Source organism: Staphylococcus simulans, from assembly GCF_047037175.1.
GTDB classification, from domain to species: domain Bacteria; phylum Bacillota; class Bacilli; order Staphylococcales; family Staphylococcaceae; genus Staphylococcus; species Staphylococcus simulans_C.
In genome coordinates this window covers 446,624-467,759 of the sequence record NZ_CP178241.1, presented here as the reverse complement: position 1 = coordinate 467,759, position 21,136 = coordinate 446,624, and the positions used below count along the sequence as shown (strand labels likewise).

Annotated in this window: 19 protein-coding genes; 2 read left to right on the top strand and 17 right to left on the bottom strand. The window is 35.9% G+C overall.

The window, feature by feature from the left end; all coding sequences use genetic code 11:
* Positions 1-143: 143 nt before the first annotated feature.
* From ACFCT9_RS02185 to mutS, 3 genes are read right to left on the bottom strand one after another with little or no spacing between them, the layout of a single operon-like run.
* Positions 144-677 carry a glycerol-3-phosphate responsive antiterminator gene (locus tag ACFCT9_RS02185; protein WP_412520462.1) on the bottom strand — a complete coding sequence of 178 codons (534 nt, stop codon included), beginning with the start codon at positions 675-677 and terminating at the stop codon, positions 144-146.
* 13 nt (positions 678-690) lie between these two features.
* Positions 691-2,634 (bottom strand): DNA mismatch repair endonuclease MutL, encoded by a 1,944-nt coding sequence (gene mutL / locus ACFCT9_RS02180; protein WP_412520460.1) that lies wholly within the window; start codon positions 2,632-2,634, stop codon positions 691-693.
* A gap of 12 nt (positions 2,635-2,646) precedes the next feature.
* A complete protein-coding gene (mutS, locus tag ACFCT9_RS02175) occupies positions 2,647-5,250 on the bottom strand; it encodes a DNA mismatch repair protein MutS (RefSeq protein ID WP_412520459.1) in 2,604 nt (867 codons plus the stop codon).
* Positions 5,251-5,527: 277 nt separating this feature from the next.
* On the opposite strand from mutS, the gene ACFCT9_RS02170 reads away from it, so the two are divergent.
* On the top strand, positions 5,528-6,481 hold the full coding sequence (locus ACFCT9_RS02170) for a glycerophosphodiester phosphodiesterase (RefSeq protein ID WP_412520457.1): 954 nt from the start codon (positions 5,528-5,530) through the stop codon (positions 6,479-6,481).
* A gap of 154 nt (positions 6,482-6,635) precedes the next feature.
* On the opposite strand, the gene thiW is transcribed toward ACFCT9_RS02170, so the two are convergent.
* The 13 genes from thiW to ACFCT9_RS02105 all read right to left on the bottom strand — a co-directional run bounded on the left by thiW (position 6,636) and on the right by ACFCT9_RS02105 (position 19,639).
* Positions 6,636-7,133, bottom strand: coding sequence for an energy coupling factor transporter S component ThiW (gene thiW / locus ACFCT9_RS02165; protein ID WP_412520455.1), 498 nt, complete (start codon positions 7,131-7,133; stop codon positions 6,636-6,638).
* 33 nt (positions 7,134-7,166) lie between these two features.
* Complete coding sequence (locus tag ACFCT9_RS02160) at positions 7,167-7,523, bottom strand: RicAFT regulatory complex protein RicA family protein (protein ID WP_412520453.1); 357 nt, start codon at positions 7,521-7,523, stop codon at positions 7,167-7,169.
* Entirely contained in the window at positions 7,523-9,064 is a 1,542-nt protein-coding gene (gene miaB, locus ACFCT9_RS02155) for a tRNA (N6-isopentenyl adenosine(37)-C2)-methylthiotransferase MiaB (RefSeq protein WP_412520451.1), read from the bottom strand. Before miaB ends, ACFCT9_RS02160 begins: the two co-directional genes overlap by 1 nt.
* A gap of 122 nt (positions 9,065-9,186) precedes the next feature.
* Positions 9,187-10,086, bottom strand: coding sequence for an oligopeptide ABC transporter permease (gene opp4C / locus ACFCT9_RS02150; protein WP_412520450.1), 900 nt, complete (start codon positions 10,084-10,086; stop codon positions 9,187-9,189).
* 12 nt (positions 10,087-10,098) lie between these two features.
* A complete protein-coding gene (gene opp4B, locus ACFCT9_RS02145) occupies positions 10,099-11,067 on the bottom strand; it encodes an oligopeptide ABC transporter permease (RefSeq protein ID WP_412520448.1) in 969 nt (322 codons plus the stop codon).
* Positions 11,064-12,050, bottom strand: coding sequence for an ABC transporter ATP-binding protein (locus tag ACFCT9_RS02140; protein ID WP_412520447.1), 987 nt, complete (start codon positions 12,048-12,050; stop codon positions 11,064-11,066). Before ACFCT9_RS02140 ends, opp4B begins: the two co-directional genes overlap by 4 nt.
* Before the next feature lie 12 nt (positions 12,051-12,062).
* Positions 12,063-13,049, bottom strand: coding sequence for an ABC transporter ATP-binding protein (locus tag ACFCT9_RS02135; RefSeq protein ID WP_412520446.1), 987 nt, complete (start codon positions 13,047-13,049; stop codon positions 12,063-12,065).
* Positions 13,050-13,106: 57 nt separating this feature from the next.
* Positions 13,107-14,828: an oligopeptide ABC transporter substrate-binding protein gene (gene opp4A / locus ACFCT9_RS02130; RefSeq protein WP_412520444.1), complete on the bottom strand. Its 1,722-nt coding sequence runs from the start codon at positions 14,826-14,828 to the stop codon at positions 13,107-13,109.
* A 172-nt stretch (positions 14,829-15,000) separates the two neighbouring features.
* Complete coding sequence (locus ACFCT9_RS02125; protein ID WP_412520443.1) at positions 15,001-15,291, bottom strand: MTH1187 family thiamine-binding protein; 291 nt, start codon at positions 15,289-15,291, stop codon at positions 15,001-15,003.
* Positions 15,292-15,378: 87 nt separating this feature from the next.
* Positions 15,379-15,894: a type II toxin-antitoxin system YoeB family toxin gene (locus tag ACFCT9_RS02120; protein WP_412520441.1), complete on the bottom strand. Its 516-nt coding sequence runs from the start codon at positions 15,892-15,894 to the stop codon at positions 15,379-15,381.
* Positions 15,895-16,098: 204 nt separating this feature from the next.
* Entirely contained in the window at positions 16,099-16,965 is an 867-nt protein-coding gene (locus ACFCT9_RS02115; protein ID WP_412520440.1) for a 2-oxoacid:ferredoxin oxidoreductase subunit beta, read from the bottom strand.
* Positions 16,952-18,727, bottom strand: a complete 1,776-nt coding sequence (locus ACFCT9_RS02110) for a 2-oxoacid:acceptor oxidoreductase subunit alpha (RefSeq protein ID WP_412520438.1) — start codon at positions 18,725-18,727, stop codon at positions 16,952-16,954. The genes ACFCT9_RS02115 and ACFCT9_RS02110 overlap by 14 nt, the downstream gene beginning before the upstream one ends.
* A gap of 114 nt (positions 18,728-18,841) precedes the next feature.
* Positions 18,842-19,639 carry a TIGR00282 family metallophosphoesterase gene (locus tag ACFCT9_RS02105; RefSeq protein ID WP_412520436.1) on the bottom strand — a complete coding sequence of 266 codons (798 nt, stop codon included), beginning with the start codon at positions 19,637-19,639 and terminating at the stop codon, positions 18,842-18,844.
* A 280-nt stretch (positions 19,640-19,919) separates the two neighbouring features.
* On the opposite strand from ACFCT9_RS02105, the gene ACFCT9_RS02100 reads away from it, so the two are divergent.
* A complete protein-coding gene (locus ACFCT9_RS02100; RefSeq protein ID WP_412520435.1) occupies positions 19,920-20,138 on the top strand; it encodes a hypothetical protein in 219 nt (72 codons plus the stop codon).
* A gap of 112 nt (positions 20,139-20,250) precedes the next feature.
* Here ACFCT9_RS02100 and ACFCT9_RS02095 read toward each other — a convergent pair whose 3' ends face one another.
* Positions 20,251-21,081 (bottom strand): LysR family transcriptional regulator, encoded by an 831-nt coding sequence (locus ACFCT9_RS02095; RefSeq protein WP_412520433.1) that lies wholly within the window; start codon positions 21,079-21,081, stop codon positions 20,251-20,253.
* Positions 21,082-21,136 lie beyond the last annotated feature (55 nt).

Sequence of the window (21,136 nt, the reverse complement as noted above, 5' to 3'; positions counted from 1 at the left end):
AAAGAGACCCCTACATGAACTGCGTACAATGTAGAAGTCTCCTATCTCTATCAGTATTAATATTAACTTATTAACAGAATATCTTTTTATGAAAGCGTTGTCAATAATTATTCACATTTTCACAAAATGAAAATGTAACATTTTTACCATAATGTTTTATTACTCGTCGTAACATATTCCGCACCACTTGTTACGGCCTCTTGTACTTCCTCTTCTAAATCAATTAAGCCACCCGCAATAACAGGGGTTTGTGTTTCATTATAAATCTTCTGAATCACCTTACTTGCGACTCCTGGCAATACTTCCACAAAATCTGGTTTCACTTGTTGAATTAAAGCGATACTACGATTAATTGCGTGACTATCTATAATAAAGACGCGTAAAATAGTTGTCACTTTCAACATTTTAGCTTTTTTAATCACTTTTGGTTTCGTCGATACAATCCCTTTAGGCTTGAATTTCTGAATTAAATATTCACATCCAAATTCATCATGCGCTATACCCCTTGTTAAATCTACATGAATATACATTTCCATTTCATGTTGTTTTAATAAGTCAGTAATACTTTGTAAATGACCGATGTGCGCATCTAATAATACACAAGTAGGATAATCCGTCTTCACTAATTTCTCTAAATCTCGCATTTCACGGATTGCAGGCAAAATGTGTGGTTTCAATGTCATATCTCCTTTATTGGATTCGTTTGAATAAACACTCCATTTCATAATTTGAAAAGCTGATGATAATCGGACGACCGTGAGGACAAGTAAATGGATCTTCCATTTCTCTCAATTGATCAATCAAGTCCGCCATTTCATGATTTCTTAAGTAATGATTTGCTTTAATTGATTTCTTGCAGCTCATCATAATAGCCGCTTCTTCTCGAATCTTCTTGATTTCTACTTTTTTATGTTCTAAGACATATTCAACCATATCCTGGATAATTTCTTCCGCTTCAGCTTTAGGGAACCATACAGGATAACTATTAACAATATAATCATGTGCACCGAATGGTTCAAGATGCACCCCGACTTTATCTAATTCATCTTTAAATTCATCGATAATCATTTGTTCATCTTTAGAAAAATGGAACGTTAATGGGATTAATAAATTCTGTACTTCATTCGTGACTTCACCAATTTTTTCTCGGAAGTACTCATATTTAATACGCTCTTGTGCCGCATGCTGATCAATCATAAACATCCCTGTTTCATTTTGCGCAATGATATATGTCCCATGAACTTGGCCAACCACTTCCATATATGGCACTCGATGCTTCGGTTGTGCATTCTGTGTTTCTCGTACATCTGGTTCAGGTGGTACATCATAAGCTGCTTCTTCAGGTGTTTGTGCAATTTCATTTTCCCGAAGTGATGTTTCATTATCAGATTGTGTATCTGTCTCATCTAAATCAGCTAAAACTGATTTCTGCATGTCTTGATATGCTTGATAATCTGATGCTGTTTGATGTGTTTCAGAGACTTGTTCATTTGAAACATTCGCTTCAGTTTCAGATGTATTCGAATCAACATTTGAAGCAGGTGCTTGTTGCTGATTTCTTTTTTCAAAATCTAATTTCTGTTGTTCGAATGATTCTAGGACTTTATTCTTTTTATACAATTTATTTTGATCGTTGTGCGGAATCAAGATTTTATCTTTAAATGCCTCTCTGATTTTCTCCACAATCAACGCATACAACTGTTCCTCTTTAGATAAGCGAACCTCTAACTTTGTTGGATGTACATTGACATCCACTAAGATAGGATCCATCTCTATATTGATATAACAAATGGGATAACGGCCAATGGTTAATAACGTATGATAACCTTCAACGATGGCTTTATTTAAAATAAAGTTCTTGATATATCGGCCGTTAATAAAGATTGAAATATAATGGCGGTTACTACGAGAGTGTTCTGGCTTTGCGACATAACCTTCTAAATGATAATCACTTGTATCCCCTGTGATATGGACTAAATCTTTAGCAACTTTCATCCCGTAAATTTCAGCCATGACTTCATTCGTACGACCGGAACCATTCGTTTTAATCAACACTTTGCCATCTGAAACTAAAGTAAAGCGGACATCAGGATGACTCATCGCCATTCGATTGACGATATCTGTAATCTTTCCTAATTCTGTATATAAGCTTTTTACATATTTTAAGCGAGCCGGTGTATTATAGAACAACGATTCTACTAAAATATCTGTCCCTTGTTTTGCTTTCGCTGGTTTTTGTTTTAAAATCGCACCGTCTTCTGCATAAATTTCATGACCATTTTGACCATCTGTACATGTTTTTAATGTCACTTTTGCGACAGACGAAATACTGGCTAAGGCTTCACCACGAAAGCCTAACGTTCGAATATGAAATAAATCGCTGTCTTCACTTAGCTTGCTTGTGGCATGGCGATGAAAGACTAACTGCAAATCATCTTCTTCAATACCTGTACCATTATCCACAACACGAATGGATTCAATCCCAGACTGTTTGACTTCTATATTGATTTCACTTGCTTGTGCATCAAGGGCATTTTCTAATAATTCTTTGACGACTGATCCAGGACGTTCAACCACTTCACCCGCTGCGATTTTGTTCGCAAGTGAAGTTTGCAATTCTTTAATTTTGCCCATGATTCGTCACCTCTATTTTAATTGGTTTTGTAATTCATTTAATTTAATCAATGCTTCAAGCGGTGTCATATTGGATAGATTCAACTGTTTCAATTCCGCTTCTACTGCACTTTCTTTCGGCGGATTCTCAAATAAATCGAAGCTGCCTTGGAAGAATTCTGGTTCATCCTCGTTAGTACTACTTGTTGCTTGATTACTTTCAGCCACCTGCATAGCTGATCCTTCTTGCGCAGGAATATGCGGATGTGGTTCATCTTTCGCTTCAAAGGCATCTAAAATGACTTGTGCACGTTCAATAACTTCGTCCGGCAAGTCAGCTAATTTCGCAACTTGAATGCCGTAACTGTCATCTACTGCACCCTCTTTGACTTTATGCAAGAAGATAAGTTCACCTTGATATTCATTGGCTGCGACATGCACATTCTTCAAGCATGCTAAGGATTGGTCTAATGTCGTTAATTCATGGTAATGGGTTGAGAATAAAGTCTTCGCATGTGATGTTTGCGCAACATATTCAATCATAGCTTGTGCTAAAGCTAAACCATCGAATGTAGACGTACCGCGGCCAATTTCATCGAAGATAATCAAACTATCTTCTGTCGCATAAGTTAATGCTTTTTGTGCTTCCAACATCTCTACCATGAACGTACTTTTACCTGATACTAAATCATCTGCAGCACCAATACGGGTAAAGATCTGGTCAAATATCGGTAATACCGCTTCTTGACATGGTACATACGCACCCATTTGCGCCATTATACTGATAATCGCAATTTGTCGCATATAAGTCGATTTACCAGACATATTCGGCCCTGTAATTAAGTAAATAAATTGTTCGTCATCTAAGTAACAATCATTAGGTACGTAGTCATTATAATCCATCACACGTTCTACAACCGGATGACGTGAATCGACTAAATTCAACGTTTTATCTTCACTGAATTCTGGTCTGACGTAGTTATATTTTTGCGCAATTTCCGCAAAACTTTGAAGACAGTCAATTTCAGAAATTAATTTTGCTTGTTTTTGAAGACGCTCAGTATAAGCTTTAACCGCTTCTCTCAACTTAACAAATAGTTGATATTCCAATTCTACGGCTTTATCTTCCGCACCTAAAATCAAGTCTTCTTTTTCTTTTAGTTCATCGGTAATAAAACGTTCCGCATTAGAAAGTGTTTGTTTACGTGTATAGCCATAATCTGCCGGTTCGAAGTCTTTCAAGTTTGCACGTGTAATTTCAATAAAGTAACCAAAGACTTTGTTGAAGCTGATTTTTAACGAACGAATGCCGGTGCGTTCACGTTCTTTCGCTTGAAGCTGCGCTAGCCACTGCTTCCCATTAATTGAAGCTTCTAAATACTCATCAAGTTGTTCATTAAAGCCTTGTTTGAATATACCGCCATCTTTGACAGAAATTGGAGGTTCTTCAACAATACTTTGTTCTAATAATTCAAGTAAATCATCTAACGGTTCCAGCTGTCTGAATTGTTCTGGCAGCTGTTGATCAAACTCATCTAATAAAGCTTTGATGTTCGGAATTTCAGAAATCGAATGCTTCAATTGAATCAAATCACGCGCATTAACATTACCATAGCTGACACGTCCTACAAGACGTTCAATATCATAAACTTGGTTTAAATAATTGCGTAATGTGTCGCGTTCGATAAAGCGATCGATTAATTGAGACACCGCATCTAAACGTTCATTAATGGCTTGTTTATAAATAAGCGGACGATCGATCCATTGTTTTAAACGACGTGCACCCATCGGTGTTTTAGTTTCATCCATCAGCCATAATAATGTGCCTTTTTTAGATTTTAAACGAATACTTTCAGTTAATTCTAAGTTTCGCTTTGCGTAATAATCCATTTTCATAAAATCTACAGCTTCATAGACTTGTACATCTTCAATATGGTCTAAATTACGTTTTTGCGTATGATGAATATAATCTAATAATACTTGTACTGCTCGATGCATCAAGGCATCTTCTACTTGATTGACTGGATATGCTTGATTGCTGATGTCATCGACTACTGTCAATGTTTCAGTCGCTAACGACATTTGTTGTTTTAAATGGTCCTCTACTGCTTCTGCAGTCACAATTTCATTCGGATTAATTGTTGTGATTTCATTCAGCAACATACTTTCATCTTTAAAGTGTGTCACTTTTAATTCACCAGTAGAAACATCACAATAACTTAACGCAATGCCATCGTTCTCTGTGACAAAGCTTAAAATATAGTTATTTTGTTTCTCATCGACACCACCTTGGTTCATGATAGTCCCCGGTGTAACGACACGAATCACTTCTCTTCGCACCATACCTTTTGTGACTTTCGGATCTTCCATTTGTTCACAAATCGCAACTTTATAGCCATTATCAATCAACGTTTCAATATAGCTTTCCGCAGAATGATAAGGAACACCGCACATCGGTATTGGATTTTCTTTTTTTGCGTCACGTTTCGTTAACGTAATTTCTAATACTCTTGATGCAACTTTGGCATCTTCATAAAACATTTCATAAAAATCGCCTAGTCTGAAAAACAGTAAGCAGTCTTGATATTGTGATTTAATTTTTAAATATTGCTGCATCATCGGCGTTACATTTGTCATGATTTTCAATCATTCCTTCTAATTTTAGGTTTAATCATTATAAGTGATTGTATAGGAAATTCATATTCTTTTCACTTGTCTTAACTCATCTATTTTAACAAATTATGTTCTCACAAACGAGCATCGTCTTTACACTGTAATTTTAATCCACCATTAAATCTATTAATAAATCATAAAAAAATCGTTAATTTCAATAAACTTATAGCTAATGTCTTCTATTTTACTTATATTTTAAGTTATTATTAAAATATCTTAAATAAAAGGAGCACAAACACCTATGAAAATTAAATCTACCCTTATTTCCACGCTTATGATTTCAACAGCACTTCTAACTACTTCAGCAACAACTTATGCGAGTGGTGGCGGTGGTACCATCGGACCCGCTTCCAATCCGCAAAACCATTCCACACAAAATATGGCAAAGCATCCACATAATGTTTTAAACCAAAATGTTGCGATTGCACATCGCGGTGCGAGCGGCTATGCGCCGGAACACACTTTCTTCGCTTATGATAAAGCGAAAAATGATTTGAAGGCTGATTATATTGAATTAGATCTTCAAATGACAAAGGACGGCAATTTGATTGCGATGCATGATGAAACCGTTGATCGTACAACAGGCGGAAAATATCATGGGCCAGTTAAAAATTATACAACTGCACAACTCAAAAAAATGGATGTTGGGACATGGTTCAATGTTAAAAATCCAAAATACGCAAAACCAGAATATAAAGGTGCAAAAATTCCAACACTAGATGAAATTCTAAATCGCTATGGTCAAAATGCGAACTACTACATTGAAACTAAATCACCTGATGTTTATCCGGGCATGGAAGAAAAACTACTTAAAACACTGAATCAACATGGTTTATTAGCACCCGCAAAATTAAAAAAAGGACAAGTTGTCATTCAAAGCTTCTCACAAGAAAGTTTATTGAAAATGAAACGCCTAAATAGTCATATTCCATTAATTCAATTAACAAATGCTGGTCAATTATCTACATATACAGACCAACAACTAGACTACATTGCATCTTATGCGCAAGGGGTCGGACCTGAATATCATGATGCGACAGCTCAAACTGTTGCTAAAGCACATCGCCATCATTTACTTGTGCACCCTTATACAGTAAATACACCAGCAGAAATGAAAACATTACTCAACGCCGGTGTGGATGGTGTCTTCTCAAATTATATTGATCAGTATATTCAATTACGTGACCAAAAATAGTACGCATTGAACACATATTGCGATTTCATAAATGATTTCGAACAGTTTACTGTTCTTTTCTTTCTATAACTAAAACAATCATTCGTTATAAAATCATAAGATATAACAATGACCCCATTCACTTCTTTACAGAAATGAATGGGGTCTCATTTTATTAATCTTTAGGCAGCCAACGAGAGAGTTTGCCTTTTTTAAATAATATCATCAAAATCACATAGCTGATAAAAGCACCGACAGTACTTGACGTAATAAAAGCTGCCATTAAAGGTTTAATCGCGAAATGTTGTAAACCGAGTACGAAAGCTAGCGGAATACACATAAAACTTCCAATTAAACCTGTACCAATAACTTCACCAATCGCCGCCATAAACAAATGTTTACGATAGCGATAAAGCGCACTTGCGAGTAATACGCCAATCATACTGCCAGGAAATGCGAAAGCAGAGCCTGTGCCGAACATCATACGAATCACTGAAGATAGAAAGGCTTGTGCCAATCCAAACCATGGTCCTACAAACACCGCACATAACACATTGATCATATGCTGAATCGGTGCTGCTTTGATTGGACCAATGGGAATTACAATCAAACTGCTTAATACCACATTAATGGCGATAAACATTGATGTCAGTGTAAGTTTTCTTACATTCACAATAAAAAACGCCCTTTCACTTATAATTTAAAGTTACTGCTTGTGGTGCGCTGCGTTTAACTGATCAGCCATCGTATTAATCATCATTTGCAACAATTCATTCGCATCTGCTTGCGCATCACGAAACTCTGTCACAATCGGCAACGCATTAATTTTTTGTTCAATTTCTGCGATTTCTGCTTCGCTACGTTTATAGGCTTCTAGCTTGCCATAGTTCTGCAAATTCACAGATTGCTTTTGTCTTTGTTTCAAATCTGCCATCCAAGCATCAATATGATGATTGCGATGAATTTGTGCTTCTACTTTTTGATATTCTTGAACGGTTTCTAAAGCTTTAATTTGTTCACTGAGTGCTTCGGCTTTAGCGATGATCGATGCTTTGTCATACATTAGGCTTCAACCGCTTCAGCTTTAACAATATTTAAGAATGTCCCATTTAAAGAATACTGCTTCGCTTCATCAATTTGAACTTTCACTAATTGACCAATTGCTTCTTTAGGACCTCTGAAGTTAACTAGTTTGTTTTTCTCAGTATAGCCTGCTAGAACTTCTTCATCTTTTTTACTGCTGCCTTCACATAATACAGTGACCACTTCGCCTTCATAGGCTTTTAATGCACGTTCAGAATAATAGCCGACTTTTTTATTTAAACGTTGTAAACGTTCTTTCTTCACTTCAGTTGCGACATTATCTTTCATACGTGCTGCAGGTGTACCATCACGTTGTGAATATAGATACGTATACGCATGTTCAAATTGAACTTCATCATAAAGTGATAGTGTTTCTTCAAATTGTTCTTCTGTTTCATTCGGATAACCGACAATAATATCCGTTGTTAACGCGACATCTGGAATTGCTGCTTTAATACGTTTAACTAAATCTAAATAACTTTCACGTGTATATTTACGCCCCATAATTTTGAGTACTGCATCATTCCCTGATTGAACCGGTAAATGAATGTGAGGGACAATGTTGCCGCCTTTAGCAATGACTTCAATCATATGATCAGTGAAGTCCCAAGGGTGGCTGGTTGTGAAGCGGACACGTGGGATATCAATTTTCGAGATATCTTCAAATAAGTCGCCTAAACCATATTCGATGTCTTTTAAATCTTTACCATAAGAGTTAACATTTTGGCCTAACAACGTAATTTCTTTATAACCTTGACGGGCTAGGTCGCGCACTTCTTCAATAATATCTTCTGGTCTACGGCTACGTTCTTTACCGCGTGTAAATGGTACAATACAGTAGGTACAGAACTTGTCACAACCGTACATAATATTGACCCAAGCTTTGAAATAGTCATCACGAACTTTAGGCAAGTTTTCAATAACATCGCCCTCTTTTGACCATACATCAATGACCATTGCTTTTGATAAGTAAGCTTCTTCTAAAATTTCAGGCAGCTTATGAATATTGTGCGTACCAAAAATCATATCCACGTTTTGGAATGATTTTAAAATTTTATTGACGACTGATTCTTCTTGTGACATACAACCGCATACACCAATTAAACAATCTGGACGATCACGTTTTAAATGTTTTAAATTACCGATTTCACTAAATACTTTATTCTCCGCATTTTCACGAATCGCACATGTATTTAATAAGATGACATCAGCTTTTAACATATCATCAGCTAAAGTATAACCAAGCGCTTCAAAAATCCCTGCCATCACTTCTGTGTCATGTGCATTCATTTGACAACCGTATGTTTTAATAAAGAACGTACGGCCTTTACCCATATCTTTAAACTTTTCATCTATTTGGAAATCACGATTATATTTTACTTCTTCTTTTCCGCGTTTTTTCGCTTCTTTTAAACTAGGAGGTTGATACACTGTTTCGAAGTATTGACTATAATCTTTTTCTTTTTTATTTCGTTGAGCAATGACGTCTAAAGAACCTGCTTTTCTTTGTTCTTCATTCACTTCGCAAAATCCTTTCTATATCCCCGATTTATCATTATTACATTATATATGGTTTATCATAAAAGTGCAAAATGATTCTTAATCTCAAAAGAAAAAGTCGGTCATTGTGACCGACTCTGAAATTAGTGTTTAGATTTAGGGTTTAAGGCATCTTTTAATCCTTCACCCACAAAGTTGATACATAAAATTGTAATTGTGATGATCATCGCTGGCGGCATCCAAATCCATGGCTTACTGCTTAATACATCCGCTTCTTGTGCATCAGACAACATATTCCCCCATGTTGGTGTTGTTTTCGCAATACCGAAACCAAGGAAACTTAACCCTGCTTCTGCGACAATTTGTACCGCAAATAATAGAGTGGCTTGTACGATGATAACACTTAAAATATTCGGCAATAAATGTTTCAACATAATTTTATAAACAGGTGTGCCGATTGAAACAGCGGCTAAGAAATATTCATTTTCTTTCTCTTGCATCACTTTACCACGTGTCAATCTGGCAATTCCAACCCATGATAATGTGATGATAACAGCTGCTAAAATAAACGCTGAACCATATGGGTTTTTAATTTTATCGCTGAATGTCGCATTTAAGACGATTGCGAATGGAATGAATGGGAATAACATCACAAATTCAGTGAAACGCATGAGAATTGTATCTACTTTACCCCCATAGTATCCGGAAATCATTCCGACAATTAAGCCGATAATCAAAATTCCTGCAGTCGTTACAATCCCAAAGACCATCGAAACACGACCTGAATAAAGCAGACGACTTAAAATATCGCGTCCTCCTGCATCTGTACCTAACCAATGTTCTGGTGACATGTCCCCTTTAATATATACAAGGTTCTGCAAGTTCGGATCATATGGCGCAAGCAGTGGAGATAACATTGAAATCACAAATATCGCAATTAATGTAATCAACGCTGTCATTGCTAGTTTATTATGTGTGAAATGAATCATAGCTGTTTTCAGCGGTGAATAACTTTCACGTTTAGATTTTGTTTTTTTAGACATGTTTTCTCCTCCTTAGTTGCTCTTAATTCTAGGGTCTACAATACTGTATGTGATATCAGAGATTAAGTTCGCTAACAGTCCTAAAAATGCGAAGAATAAAAGTAACGCCATCATTAATGGATAGTCTTTACCACTGATTGCTTCAATTAACAATTTACCGATACCAGGATAAGAGAAAATAGTTTCTGTAATAACCGCACCACCGAAAATAGATAGTACATCTCCACCAAAGAATGTCACAATCGGAATGACTGAGTTTCTTAAAATGTGTTTATTATAAATTTTATTTTCTGAGATACCATTAGAACGTGCTGTTCTGACATAGTCTTTACGAGAATTCTCGATAATATCATTTCTTAAGAATTGCACATAACCTGCTGTCGACATAATACCTAAAATTAATGCTGGTAATAAGGCATGATAAATCTTACTCATATAATAAGGGAAAGTTCCTTCTTCCAATCCCATTGTGACTGACCCTTGGAATGGGAACCAGTTCAATTGGAATGCGAATAAATAAATCGCGAACACACCCGTAACAAATGAAGGTAATGCCAGTAAGAGATAGTTCCCAATTTGTATAGAATAATCTAAAGGCGAGTAAGGTTTACGCCCCGAAATAATACCAAGCGGAAAAGCTAAAATATAAGTGAATACTAAACTTAAAGTACCTAAAGTAATGGTATTTGGCATTCTTTCTTTGATTAAATCTATAACTGGGCGTTTGAATCGTACAGACTCTCCTAAATCGCCATGGGCAATATTGTCAGCCCATTTCATGTATTGCACATGAATCGGTTGATCGTAACCAAGTTTCTTTCTTTGTTGTTCAATATATTTAGAAGTTGAACTATCTGTTGATGTTACTGTACCTGTAAATGCATCCCCTGGCTGTAATTTCGCAATCCCGAAGATGACGATTGAAATTAAGAATAATAACGGAATCATTAATAATACACGACGAACAATTAACTGAATCATTTTTCCACCTCTTCCTCAATCAACAAGCATGCTGCAAAATGATTTTGACTGACTTCTTTGTACTTTGGTTTCGTTGTTTTACACGCTTCTTGCGCAATCGGACAACGGGTATGGAATGGACACCCTGTTGGCGGATTGGCAGGAGAAGACAGATCGCCTGTTAGTAAAATACGTTCTTTTCTTTTATCTGGATCAATTTCAGGAATTGCTGAAATTAAAGCTTGTGTATAAGGATGTTTCGGATTACTGTAAATCTCATCTGCAGGGCCTTGTTCTACGATGTGACCAAGGTACATCACACCGATATAGTCACTCACATGTTTAACGACGCTTAAGTCATGAGCGATAAATAAATAACTTAAGTTGAATTCTTCTTGCAAGTCATCTAATAAGTTTAAAACTTGAGATTGTACTGAAACATCTAATGCGCTGACGGGTTCATCTAAAATAATCAGTTTCGGTTTTAAGGCTAAAGCACGTGCAATACCGACCCTTTGTCTTTGTCCACCTGAAAACTCATGGGCATATTTATAATAATCTTCTGTGTTCAATCCTACTTTGACTAATAAGGCTTTTACTTCTTTTTCAAGTTCTGTTTTAGATAATTTTTGATAGTTTTTAATCGGTTCAGCGACTATATCGCCGACCATTTGAAGCGGGTTTAAAGAAGCATAGGGGTCTTGGAAGACCATTTGGAATCCTTGTCTTGCTTCTCTTAACTTTCTTCCTTGAATTTTGGTAATATCTTCACCATCAAATAAAACAGTTCCATCTGTCGGTGTCTGTAATCTTAAAATACTGCGGCCTGCTGAAGATTTACCACAACCTGATTCTCCTACAAGCCCCATTGTTTCCCCTTCATTGATTTTAAAACTGATACCGTCTACTGCTTTAACTTGGCCGATTGTTCTACGAAAAAATCCACCTTTAATTGGATAATATTGCTTAAGATTGTTTACTTCTAAGATTGTCTTTTTATCCATATCGTTCCTCCATTATTGCTCATCAAATAAATGACAAGCGACTTTATGTTTTGCGCCAATTGTTTTTAAAGCGACGTTTTCAGTTTTACAAATATCCATCACATGCGGGCATCTATTTGCGAATTTACATCCTACTTTCGGCATGTTGACAAGAGAAGGAACATTGCCTTCGATGACTTCTAATTTTTCAACCTCAGTATCCAATTTTGGTATAGATCTGATTAACGCTTGTGTATAAGGATGTTTTGGTGATTTGAAAATTTCCTCGGTTGTTCCTGTTTCAATAATGTTTCCGGCATACATCACTGCGACACGATCACACAGTTCAGAGATAACTGCCAAGTCATGCGAAATGAAGATAATCGACATATTCGTTTCTTTTCTGATTTTACGTAGTAATTCTAATATTTGCGCTTGAACCGTTACATCTAACGCTGTAGTAGGTTCATCCGCGATTAATAAATCCGGACTGCAAGAAATTGCCAGTGCAATCATGACACGTTGTCTCATCCCGCCTGATAGTTGATGCGGATAGTTATCAATCACTTCTGCTGCACGTGGAATCCCTACTTGATTCAATAAATCAATCGCCCTCGCTCTTGCTTCTGTTTTATTCAGTTTTAAATGCAGCATTATTTTTTCAATAAGCTGATTTCCAATCGTAAACACTGGGTTGAGTGCTGTCATCGGTTCTTGGAAAATCATAGACAATTCTTTTCCTCTGAATTGGTTATAAACATTTTCATCCAAGTTATCAATTCGCTTACCTTTAAATAGGATTTCTCCCTCTTCAATTTTGGCGATTTTTTCTGGCAACAGCTGCATAACAGATAAACTTAATACAGATTTACCTGAACCCGATTCACCTACGATGCCAAGAATTTCTCCCTCTTCCACTGACAAATTAATATTGTTAACTGCAGAATGCCATTCTTTCTTTATGTAAAAGCTGGTTTTTAATTGTGTTATTTCTAAAATATTCCTCGCTGTCAATTTCATCTCTCCCTTTACTTATTTAGAAAAAGCCTCGAAAATAATCGAGGCTTTCTTACAAAATTATTTTTCTACAGTCCATTCATTTGCAGGGTTAGCACCTTTGAATGAAACTTTAAAGTTTTTAACTTTGTTGCTGACTAAAGTAATATCTTCAAGTTCTACAAGAGGGATAACTGGAACATCTTTATTCCAAAGTTTTTGCCATTTCAAGTAGATATCTTTACGTTTTTCTTTGTCATTGCCTACAACATCAAAATCAGTAGCTTCCGCTAATAATTTATCTGATTCTGGGTTGTTGTAACGTGATTCATTCCATAATGCATTTGATTTATATAATCCTGATGGATCTGGGTCAGCCCCTTGTTGCCATCCTCTGAAGTAAACTTCTACGTTTCCGTCAGATTTTTCTAAGTCTGAATTATATTTACTGAATTCAACCATGCTGACTTTAGTTTTTAAGCCAACTTTTTCCCAATAACCTTTAAGTGCTGCAGTTCTTGGTTCGAATGTTGGGTTAGAACCTGCATAGTGTTTTAAGCTGATTTCGAATTTTTTACCTTTAGGGTCTTCTCTGAAACCATCGCCGTCTCTGTCTTTGTATCCTGCTTCATCTAATAATTGTTTTGCTTTTTTAACGTTGTATTTGTAATCTTCTAAGCCTTTGTTACCTTGAGATACCCAGTGACTTGTAGGGATAAGTGAGTTTGTTGGTTTAGCGTAACCATACATGAATGCTTTGATCCATTCATCTTTGTTAATCGCATAATCCATTGCTTTTCTTAAACGTACATCTTGGTATTTAGGTAATGGTTCTCCGACTTTCATTGCTTTTTTATCGTATTTGTTTAATACAAAACCGATAATCATGTATTGTGTTGATGGAGCTGTTAAAACTTTAATGTTGTCTGCTTTAGAATCTTTAACTTGTTTAGCCATTGGCGGTGTACCTTGACCAACCATGTCGATTTCACCATTTTGTAGTGCTTTAACCATCGCATTTTGGTCTACAACTTTATAGTTGATTTTGTCTAGTTTTGGTTCACCTTTCCAATAGTCTTTGTTTTTCTCAAATTGTACTGATTCGCCATCTACAATTTTTTTAACTTTGAATGGTCCATAACCGATTGGGTGTTTACGAACAGCGTCTGATTTCGCCATATCTTTAATTGGAATATCTTTAAAGATTTTTTCGCTTAATAAGTCGCCTGCGTAAATTTTCAATAAGTTATTAACTTTTTTCTCTTTGAACGTGATTTCAACATTGTAATCATCGATTTTTTTGATACCAGAGATTTTATCTGCTTGACCTTCTTTTTTCGCTTTTGCACCTTCGATACAATCTACAGTGTCAAAACGTGGTCCATCATAATCTGGGCTTGCTAATGTTTCCAATGTGAAAATCCAGTCATTGATTGTTAATGGATTGCCATCTTGCCATTTCACACCTTTTTTCAATGTGAATTTATATTTCTTAGCTGGTTCTAATTCTTTCCAAGAAACTAAGTTTGGTTCGATTTGTAAATGATCATCCGTTTTGAATAAACCATCACTGAATAATCCAATTACACCTGAGTCAGTGACTGATGATGCAAAAATACCTGAGAAGTTCCCTTCTGGCGGTGCACCTGTACCAATATTTAATGTGCCGCCTTTTTTGTCGCTCTTGCCTGTACTGCTTGAATCTTTAGCACTATCAGAACCCGACTTTTTACTGCCGCACGCTGAAAGTACTAATAAGAGTGATAGTAAAACTATCGCTAACTTAAACCATCGCTTCTTCATAAAATTCCTCCTCTTGATGTTGTCTCTATGCCGTAATATGAAATTATTATATTAATATTCTGACTATTGTGTCAATGACGATTTAGATTTTTATTATTTTAATAATTAGTATATTCGATAACACAAAAAAGCACTCCTTCAAAAAGGAATGCTTAAGCAAATAATTATTTTATTAATCATACTTCGCAGTCAAATCTTCCATCGTAATACCTGTCGGTACATGATAGAACTTAACTTGACTGATAATGCTTGGTACTTCTAATTCAACCATTCTGTCATTGATATTTTGAATTAAAATCAAACATTCGCTCATCGTGCCTTGAACTGTTGTTTCTAAAGGCGAAACTCTGAATTTCATTCCTGATTGTTCAATAATAGAAATAGCTTCATCAACATAAGGAATGACATCTTCTCCATTAGGTGTCTTAGGTAAAACTTGAATACTCATCAACGTATCTTGCATTTTTTAACCTCTTTTCACGCTTTCATTGATTTAACTTTATCAGAATTCATAGTGTCTTTCTATTGTCATAACTTTATTTAATGAAAATTAAACAGTGTGGTAATAACAGCTGATAATGATAAGGCGTTGATCAATGATTTTATAAACTAAGCGATGGATTTCATCTAATTTCAATACTTTAAAGCCGCCTTCGCTGATTCGTCTCACATATAGAGGCACAGGATGATTCGCTTCATCAAAAGGAATCTCACCTTTAATTTGTCTAATTGCGCGATTAAAGTGTTTGATTAATTCTCCATTTAAACTTTTGAAATGGGTATGATCATTATTTGCCGTTTCCGTAAAATCAATTAATAGCTGATCATCAACTAAAACTTTGACGAGATGTCCATTAATGTAATCTCTAATACAATGTGCTAGATGTTTTCGATTGGCTTCATTTTTTAATAAATAAATACGTGCATCATACCCTTGTGGTGTTTCATTATCATTTATATGTTCATTTGAAGGTTCAACTTGCTGTCCTTCTAAGTAATTATGTGCAATTTTATTTAATAAGTGCTCTTGTGTCATAGGTTCGTTTCCATTTATCTCTTTCTTCATTTGTACACCTCTTAAATGCGACTTATTTTAACAATACCCTGATAAAGTGGTATGCCAAACTTTTATTTTAAACTTTAGTCAATCTCAATTTAATAGATATACAAAAGAATCAGATATGTATAATTTGATAATCATAAATAAGCCTTCACACCCTATAATAACTTATACCCGTTATTTGAGGAATATGAAGGCTAATCTACTATTTTAAATAAATTGTTTTGTCAGTTCGTCAAATTGTGATTGATCAATGCTGATATCTTGTTTTGCTAAAGCTTCACCGCTCATGACTTCTAATTGTGATTCATAAGAAGGTGTTTCTTTATCTTGGTATACAATACCTGTCAACAATGATTCATGATTAATGACTGCTTGAGTGGCTTTCCCTTTATCTGACGGATCATAATCTTCTAACTCATCCACAGATACAAGGTTTTCTTTAAACCAATCGTATGTGTTGACTTTATTATAAGTCACACAAGGTGAAAAGACGTTCACAAATGAGAAACCATCATGGTTAATTGCTTCTTCAATTAACGCAGTCAAACCTTTGATGTCACTTGAGAAACCTTGTCCTACAAACGTTGCACCCGATGATAATGCTAATTCTAGCGGCGCAACATTTTGTTCAATGTTACCTTTCGGCGTTGTTTTTGTCACAAAGCCAGGTGCTGATGATGGTGACGTTTGACCTTTTGTCAAACCGTAAATTTGGTTATCCATTACAATGTACGTAATGTTCATGTTACGGCGTAATGCATGAATAGTATGTCCCATACCAATCGCATAACCATCTCCGTCACCGCCTGAACAAATGACTGTTAAGTCTTTATTGGCCATTTTTACGCCTTGCGCAATCGGCAATGCACGACCATGAATCGCATGCATACCGTATGAGTTCACATAGCCTGATAAACGGCCTGAACAACCGATCCCTGTTATTAATGCTACTTCTTCTGGCTCTAAACCGACATTTGCGGCTGCTTTTTGTATTGCGGCTTGGACTGAGAAGTCACCACAACCTGGACACCAGTTTGGCTTAACGTTATTTCTAAAATTTTTAAATGTTGCCACCTGTAACCACTCCTTCAGTTTCTTTGGCAATTTCTAAACCTTTTTCTTCAATTTCATGTGGTAAGAATGGTGTGCCATCATACTTCGTTTGATTGATTAATTTTTGATGGACATTCACATTCATTTTCAATATATTCGCAAGTTGTCCTTGATAGTTATGTTCAACAACAACAACTTTTTTCGCTTTATCAACCGCTTCTTGCACGATTTGTGTAGGGAACGGATGTAATTGTTTAATTTGTAAGTGATTGACTTTGATGCCTTCATCTTCAAGTCTTGCTTTGCCCTCTTGAATCGCACCTTTCGTAGAAATGAATCCGATATATAGAATATCTGCTTCATCATACGGTTGATCCTCAATCACAGGTTCATTGATTAATAAGTTTTCTGTCTTACGCATACGTTTATCCATTTGTTCTTGACGGTTTTGTGCAGACTCGCTAGGTTTGCCTTCTGGACTGTGTTCTACGCCTGTCACGTGGTGAATACCGCCTTTAACACCTGGAATTGGTCTTGGTGATACACCGCTTGCTGTCAATGCATAACGTTTGAAGTAAGATTTGTCATCTTCATCTCTTTCAATGTCACTTTGCAATAATTCACCGCGTTTAATTTCTACACGACTGAAATCTAATTGTTCAACCGTTTGTTTACCAAGCGCTAATTGTAAATCACTTAAGATAATCACAGGACATTGATATTCTTCAGCCAAGTTGAACGCTTCGACTGTTAAATAGAATGAATCTTCTGCGTCAGTCGGTGCTAAAACAATTTTAGGAATATCACCATGTGTCCCATAAATCATCTGCATTAAATCAGATTGCTCTTCTTTTGTCGGTAAACCTGTTGAAGGACCGCCACGTTGTGTATTCACAATTACTAATGGTGTTTCAGTCATGCCTGATAAACCAATAGATTCCATCATTAATGAAAGACCAGGACCTGCTGATGCTGTAAATGCACGGACACCTGCATAGTTTGCACCAATCGCCATCGTTGCTGCTGCGATTTCATCTTCTGTTTGAATCACTGCACCATTTACTTTAGGTAAATTATCAATCATATATTCCATAATTTCTGATGCAGGTGTAATCGGATAAGCTGCCATAAATTTAGAACCTGCTGAAATGGCACCTAAACCGATTGCATCGTTACCAATCATATATAAGTGCGGTTCAGATTGGCTCGCTTCTAAGTGATAGTCACCTTTTAAATCGGCCATTTCATCTTTCATGGCTTGATAGCCTTCATGCAAGGCTTGCACGTTCATGTCTACAATATTTTGTCCTTTTTTACCGAATGTATTCGCAATCAATGATTCAAATGATTTTGTATCTAAATCCATAATGGCACAAGTTGCACCGATTGCGACCATATTTTTCATTAATTTCGTACCAAGCTCTTTTGCGATATCAGTAAAAGGCAGTACGATAAGTTGCGCTTTACAATTGTCAGGACGAGACGGTTTTGCTTTTGCATCTGCAATAATCACACTATCATCACGCATTTCATGATGATTTAATTCGATTGTTTCTTGATCGAATGCGATTAAAATATCTAAATCATCACTGATCGCATGTACAGGTGTTGTAGATACTCTAATTTTATTATTGGTATGTCCGCCTTTGATACGGCTTGAGAAGTGTCTGTATCCGTAGAGATAATATCCTTCACGGTTCATTGCTGTGGCAAAGATTTCTCCAGTCGATTCAATTCCTTCACCTTGTTGTCCGCCTACTTTCCAAGATACTTGTGATTTCATACCTAGCTTTGCCTCCTGTCATATAATTCATCTATCATCATAACAAAATAAACCACTGTATTACTATGATAACAGTGGTTTTAAGTGAAATTCATACTAACGGACGATACCCTATCAGACTATATCGAATGGGTTATCCTCATTAATTAAAACACGTTCTATTTTTTTCGTTTTACCATTTTTATCTAAATCAATGACGACACCAGATAAGACTTCTCTGCCTTCATCAGGTACGACGTGACGTTGCGGTAAACTTGAGATGAAGCGGTAGATAACTTCATCACGATTTATACCTAAGATACCGTCATAATAGCCTGTCATACCGACATCTGTAATATAGCCTGTTCCTTGCGGCAACACACGATTATCTGAAGTCTGAATATGTGTATGTGTCCCGACTACAGCGCTCGCACGACCATCTAAATACCAGCCCATCGCATTCTTTTCTGAAGTTGTTTCCGCGTGGAAGTCAACAAAGATATATGGCGTTTCTTTTTGCGCTTCTTGAATCAACGCATCTGCTTTTTTAAATGGATCATCAATATCTTGCATAAACGCACGCCCCTGCAAGTTGATTACTGCTAGTTTTGTATCATTAATCTGCATATAACGCATCCCAACACCAGGTGCTTCATCTGGGAAATTCGCAGGTCTGACCATACGTTTCGCATCATCAATAAACTCATAAATTTGGCGTTGACCATAGGTATGATTGCCCATTGTGATAAAGTCTACGCCTTCACGCAATAATTGCTTATAAATTTTTTCAGTCAGTCCTTTGCCGTGTGCCGCATTTTCAGCGTTCACAATTGTCGCAGTCGGACGGTAATGTTGTTTTAATTTAGGAAGATACGTCGTAATTGCCTGACGTCCTACCTTCCCTACGATGTCGCCGATAAATAATATTCTCAACGTTCTTCATCCTCTCATATTAGTTAGTTTAATGGAAAAAGCATCAATTGAAAAGCACCAATCTTTTGATTAAATCAAAGAATTTCTAAAGTATCTCTTAAAATTTAGCCACTCAATCTTTAATTTTATGTAGACCGGGTAAAAGTAATTAAGTCATTCATACATCACAATGTTGTATTTGTAAAAAATCTGTCAATTTTCGATTGAAAGTTTTACTTTTTCATACTGTGTTTGTATGTTATGATTTGTCTATCAAATTTATAGGAGATGTCGTTAATCAATGTCAATTAATATTGATCCCGAAAAGTTCGCAGAACTAGTACTTCAATCAAATCCGTCAAGAAGTGAGGATGCGGAAGATATCGCAAAAGATGCATTAGAACTTTATGTTAATGCTTATCGTTTAGCTGAAAGATATGCACAACTATCTTCAAATGCATTAGATACTTGCGAAGTACTTAAAGAAGTAAAACAAACAGATTTGCTTCTATCTAAATAAAAAAATAAAGATTAAAAAATAAAAACTATTACAGTGAGAAACACTGACACATGAAACACGAGAAGTTAAGCGATTGATGCTTAACTTCTTTTTTTATGAACTACTTTTCTATCTATTGTTTCTTCAAATGCTCAATCAATAAACTTAAGTTATCATCGATATATTTATGCTTATGTGTAAATAAATAGAAGTCACGTTGTATATCAACTGGCACGACACTTAAGTATTGATGATCATAAGGTGTCAGTGCTGAAGATGAAATAATTGAAATCCCCATGCCGCTGCGCACCATATTTTTGATTAGCGTTGTGTTGTTCATCTCAACTAAGAAGACATCATGTAAACCCAGTGCTTCTATACCCTTTTCTTGATACGCACGAGTACCTGAACCGCGTTCTCGAATATAAAATGTTGATGCTTGTTCAAATACTTGTCCTTTTCTGCGTATCAACACTAATGCATCATGTTCAATTTTGATTTTATTCAATGCATTATCTTGAATCTCTTTTTCTACAATCCCCACATCGATACTATTGCTTTTCAGATGTTCGATAATATGTTCGGAATTATCTAATCGTGCATGAATGTGCAATTTAGGATATTTAAAAGCCAAGTCTGCTAAATGTTCAGATAAGCGATATTCACCATAAGTATAACTGCTGCCGATGACTAACTCTCCTGAGATCGTATGAGGTGCTTGTTTTAAATCCTTTTTCAAACGGTCTTCTAGCCGTTGCTTTTGAATAGCATATCGAAACAGTGTTTCCCCGTCTGAGGTCAAACGCATATTGGAATGTTTAAATTCAAAGACTTTTACGTCATATTCACTTTCTAAGCGCTTAATATCTCGACTGATAGAAGGCTGAGACGTATATAAATTTTGCGCTGCTTTAGTATAGCTTCTTGTTTTGACGACTTCAATTAACACTTTAAAAGGATCCATTTGATGTCCTCCGTAATTTATATTTTCCATCATTATAACAAATTTGTTATGAGTG

Coding starts and splice junctions, on each gene's coding strand:
- mutL (WP_412520460.1), bottom strand. CDS start 2,634: ATGGGCAAAATTAAAGAATTGCAAACTTCACTTGCGAACAAAATCGCA.
- mutS (WP_412520459.1), bottom strand. CDS start 5,250: ATGACAAATGTAACGCCGATGATGCAGCAATATTTAAAAATTAAATCA.
- ACFCT9_RS02170 (WP_412520457.1), top strand. CDS start 5,528: ATGAAAATTAAATCTACCCTTATTTCCACGCTTATGATTTCAACAGCA.
- ACFCT9_RS02160 (WP_412520453.1), bottom strand. CDS start 7,523: ATGTATGACAAAGCATCGATCATCGCTAAAGCCGAAGCACTCAGTGAA.
- opp4C (WP_412520450.1), bottom strand. CDS start 10,086: ATGTCTAAAAAAACAAAATCTAAACGTGAAAGTTATTCACCGCTGAAA.
- opp4B (WP_412520448.1), bottom strand. CDS start 11,067: ATGATTCAGTTAATTGTTCGTCGTGTATTATTAATGATTCCGTTATTA.
- ACFCT9_RS02140 (WP_412520447.1), bottom strand. CDS start 12,050: ATGGATAAAAAGACAATCTTAGAAGTAAACAATCTTAAGCAATATTAT.
- ACFCT9_RS02135 (WP_412520446.1), bottom strand. CDS start 13,049: ATGAAATTGACAGCGAGGAATATTTTAGAAATAACACAATTAAAAACC.
- opp4A (WP_412520444.1), bottom strand. CDS start 14,828: ATGAAGAAGCGATGGTTTAAGTTAGCGATAGTTTTACTATCACTCTTA.
- ACFCT9_RS02125 (WP_412520443.1), bottom strand. CDS start 15,291: ATGCAAGATACGTTGATGAGTATTCAAGTTTTACCTAAGACACCTAAT.
- ACFCT9_RS02120 (WP_412520441.1), bottom strand. CDS start 15,894: ATGAAGAAAGAGATAAATGGAAACGAACCTATGACACAAGAGCACTTA.
- ACFCT9_RS02110 (WP_412520438.1), bottom strand. CDS start 18,727: ATGAAATCACAAGTATCTTGGAAAGTAGGCGGACAACAAGGTGAAGGA.
- ACFCT9_RS02100 (WP_412520435.1), top strand. CDS start 19,920: ATGTCAATTAATATTGATCCCGAAAAGTTCGCAGAACTAGTACTTCAA.
- ACFCT9_RS02095 (WP_412520433.1), bottom strand. CDS start 21,081: ATGGATCCTTTTAAAGTGTTAATTGAAGTCGTCAAAACAAGAAGCTAT.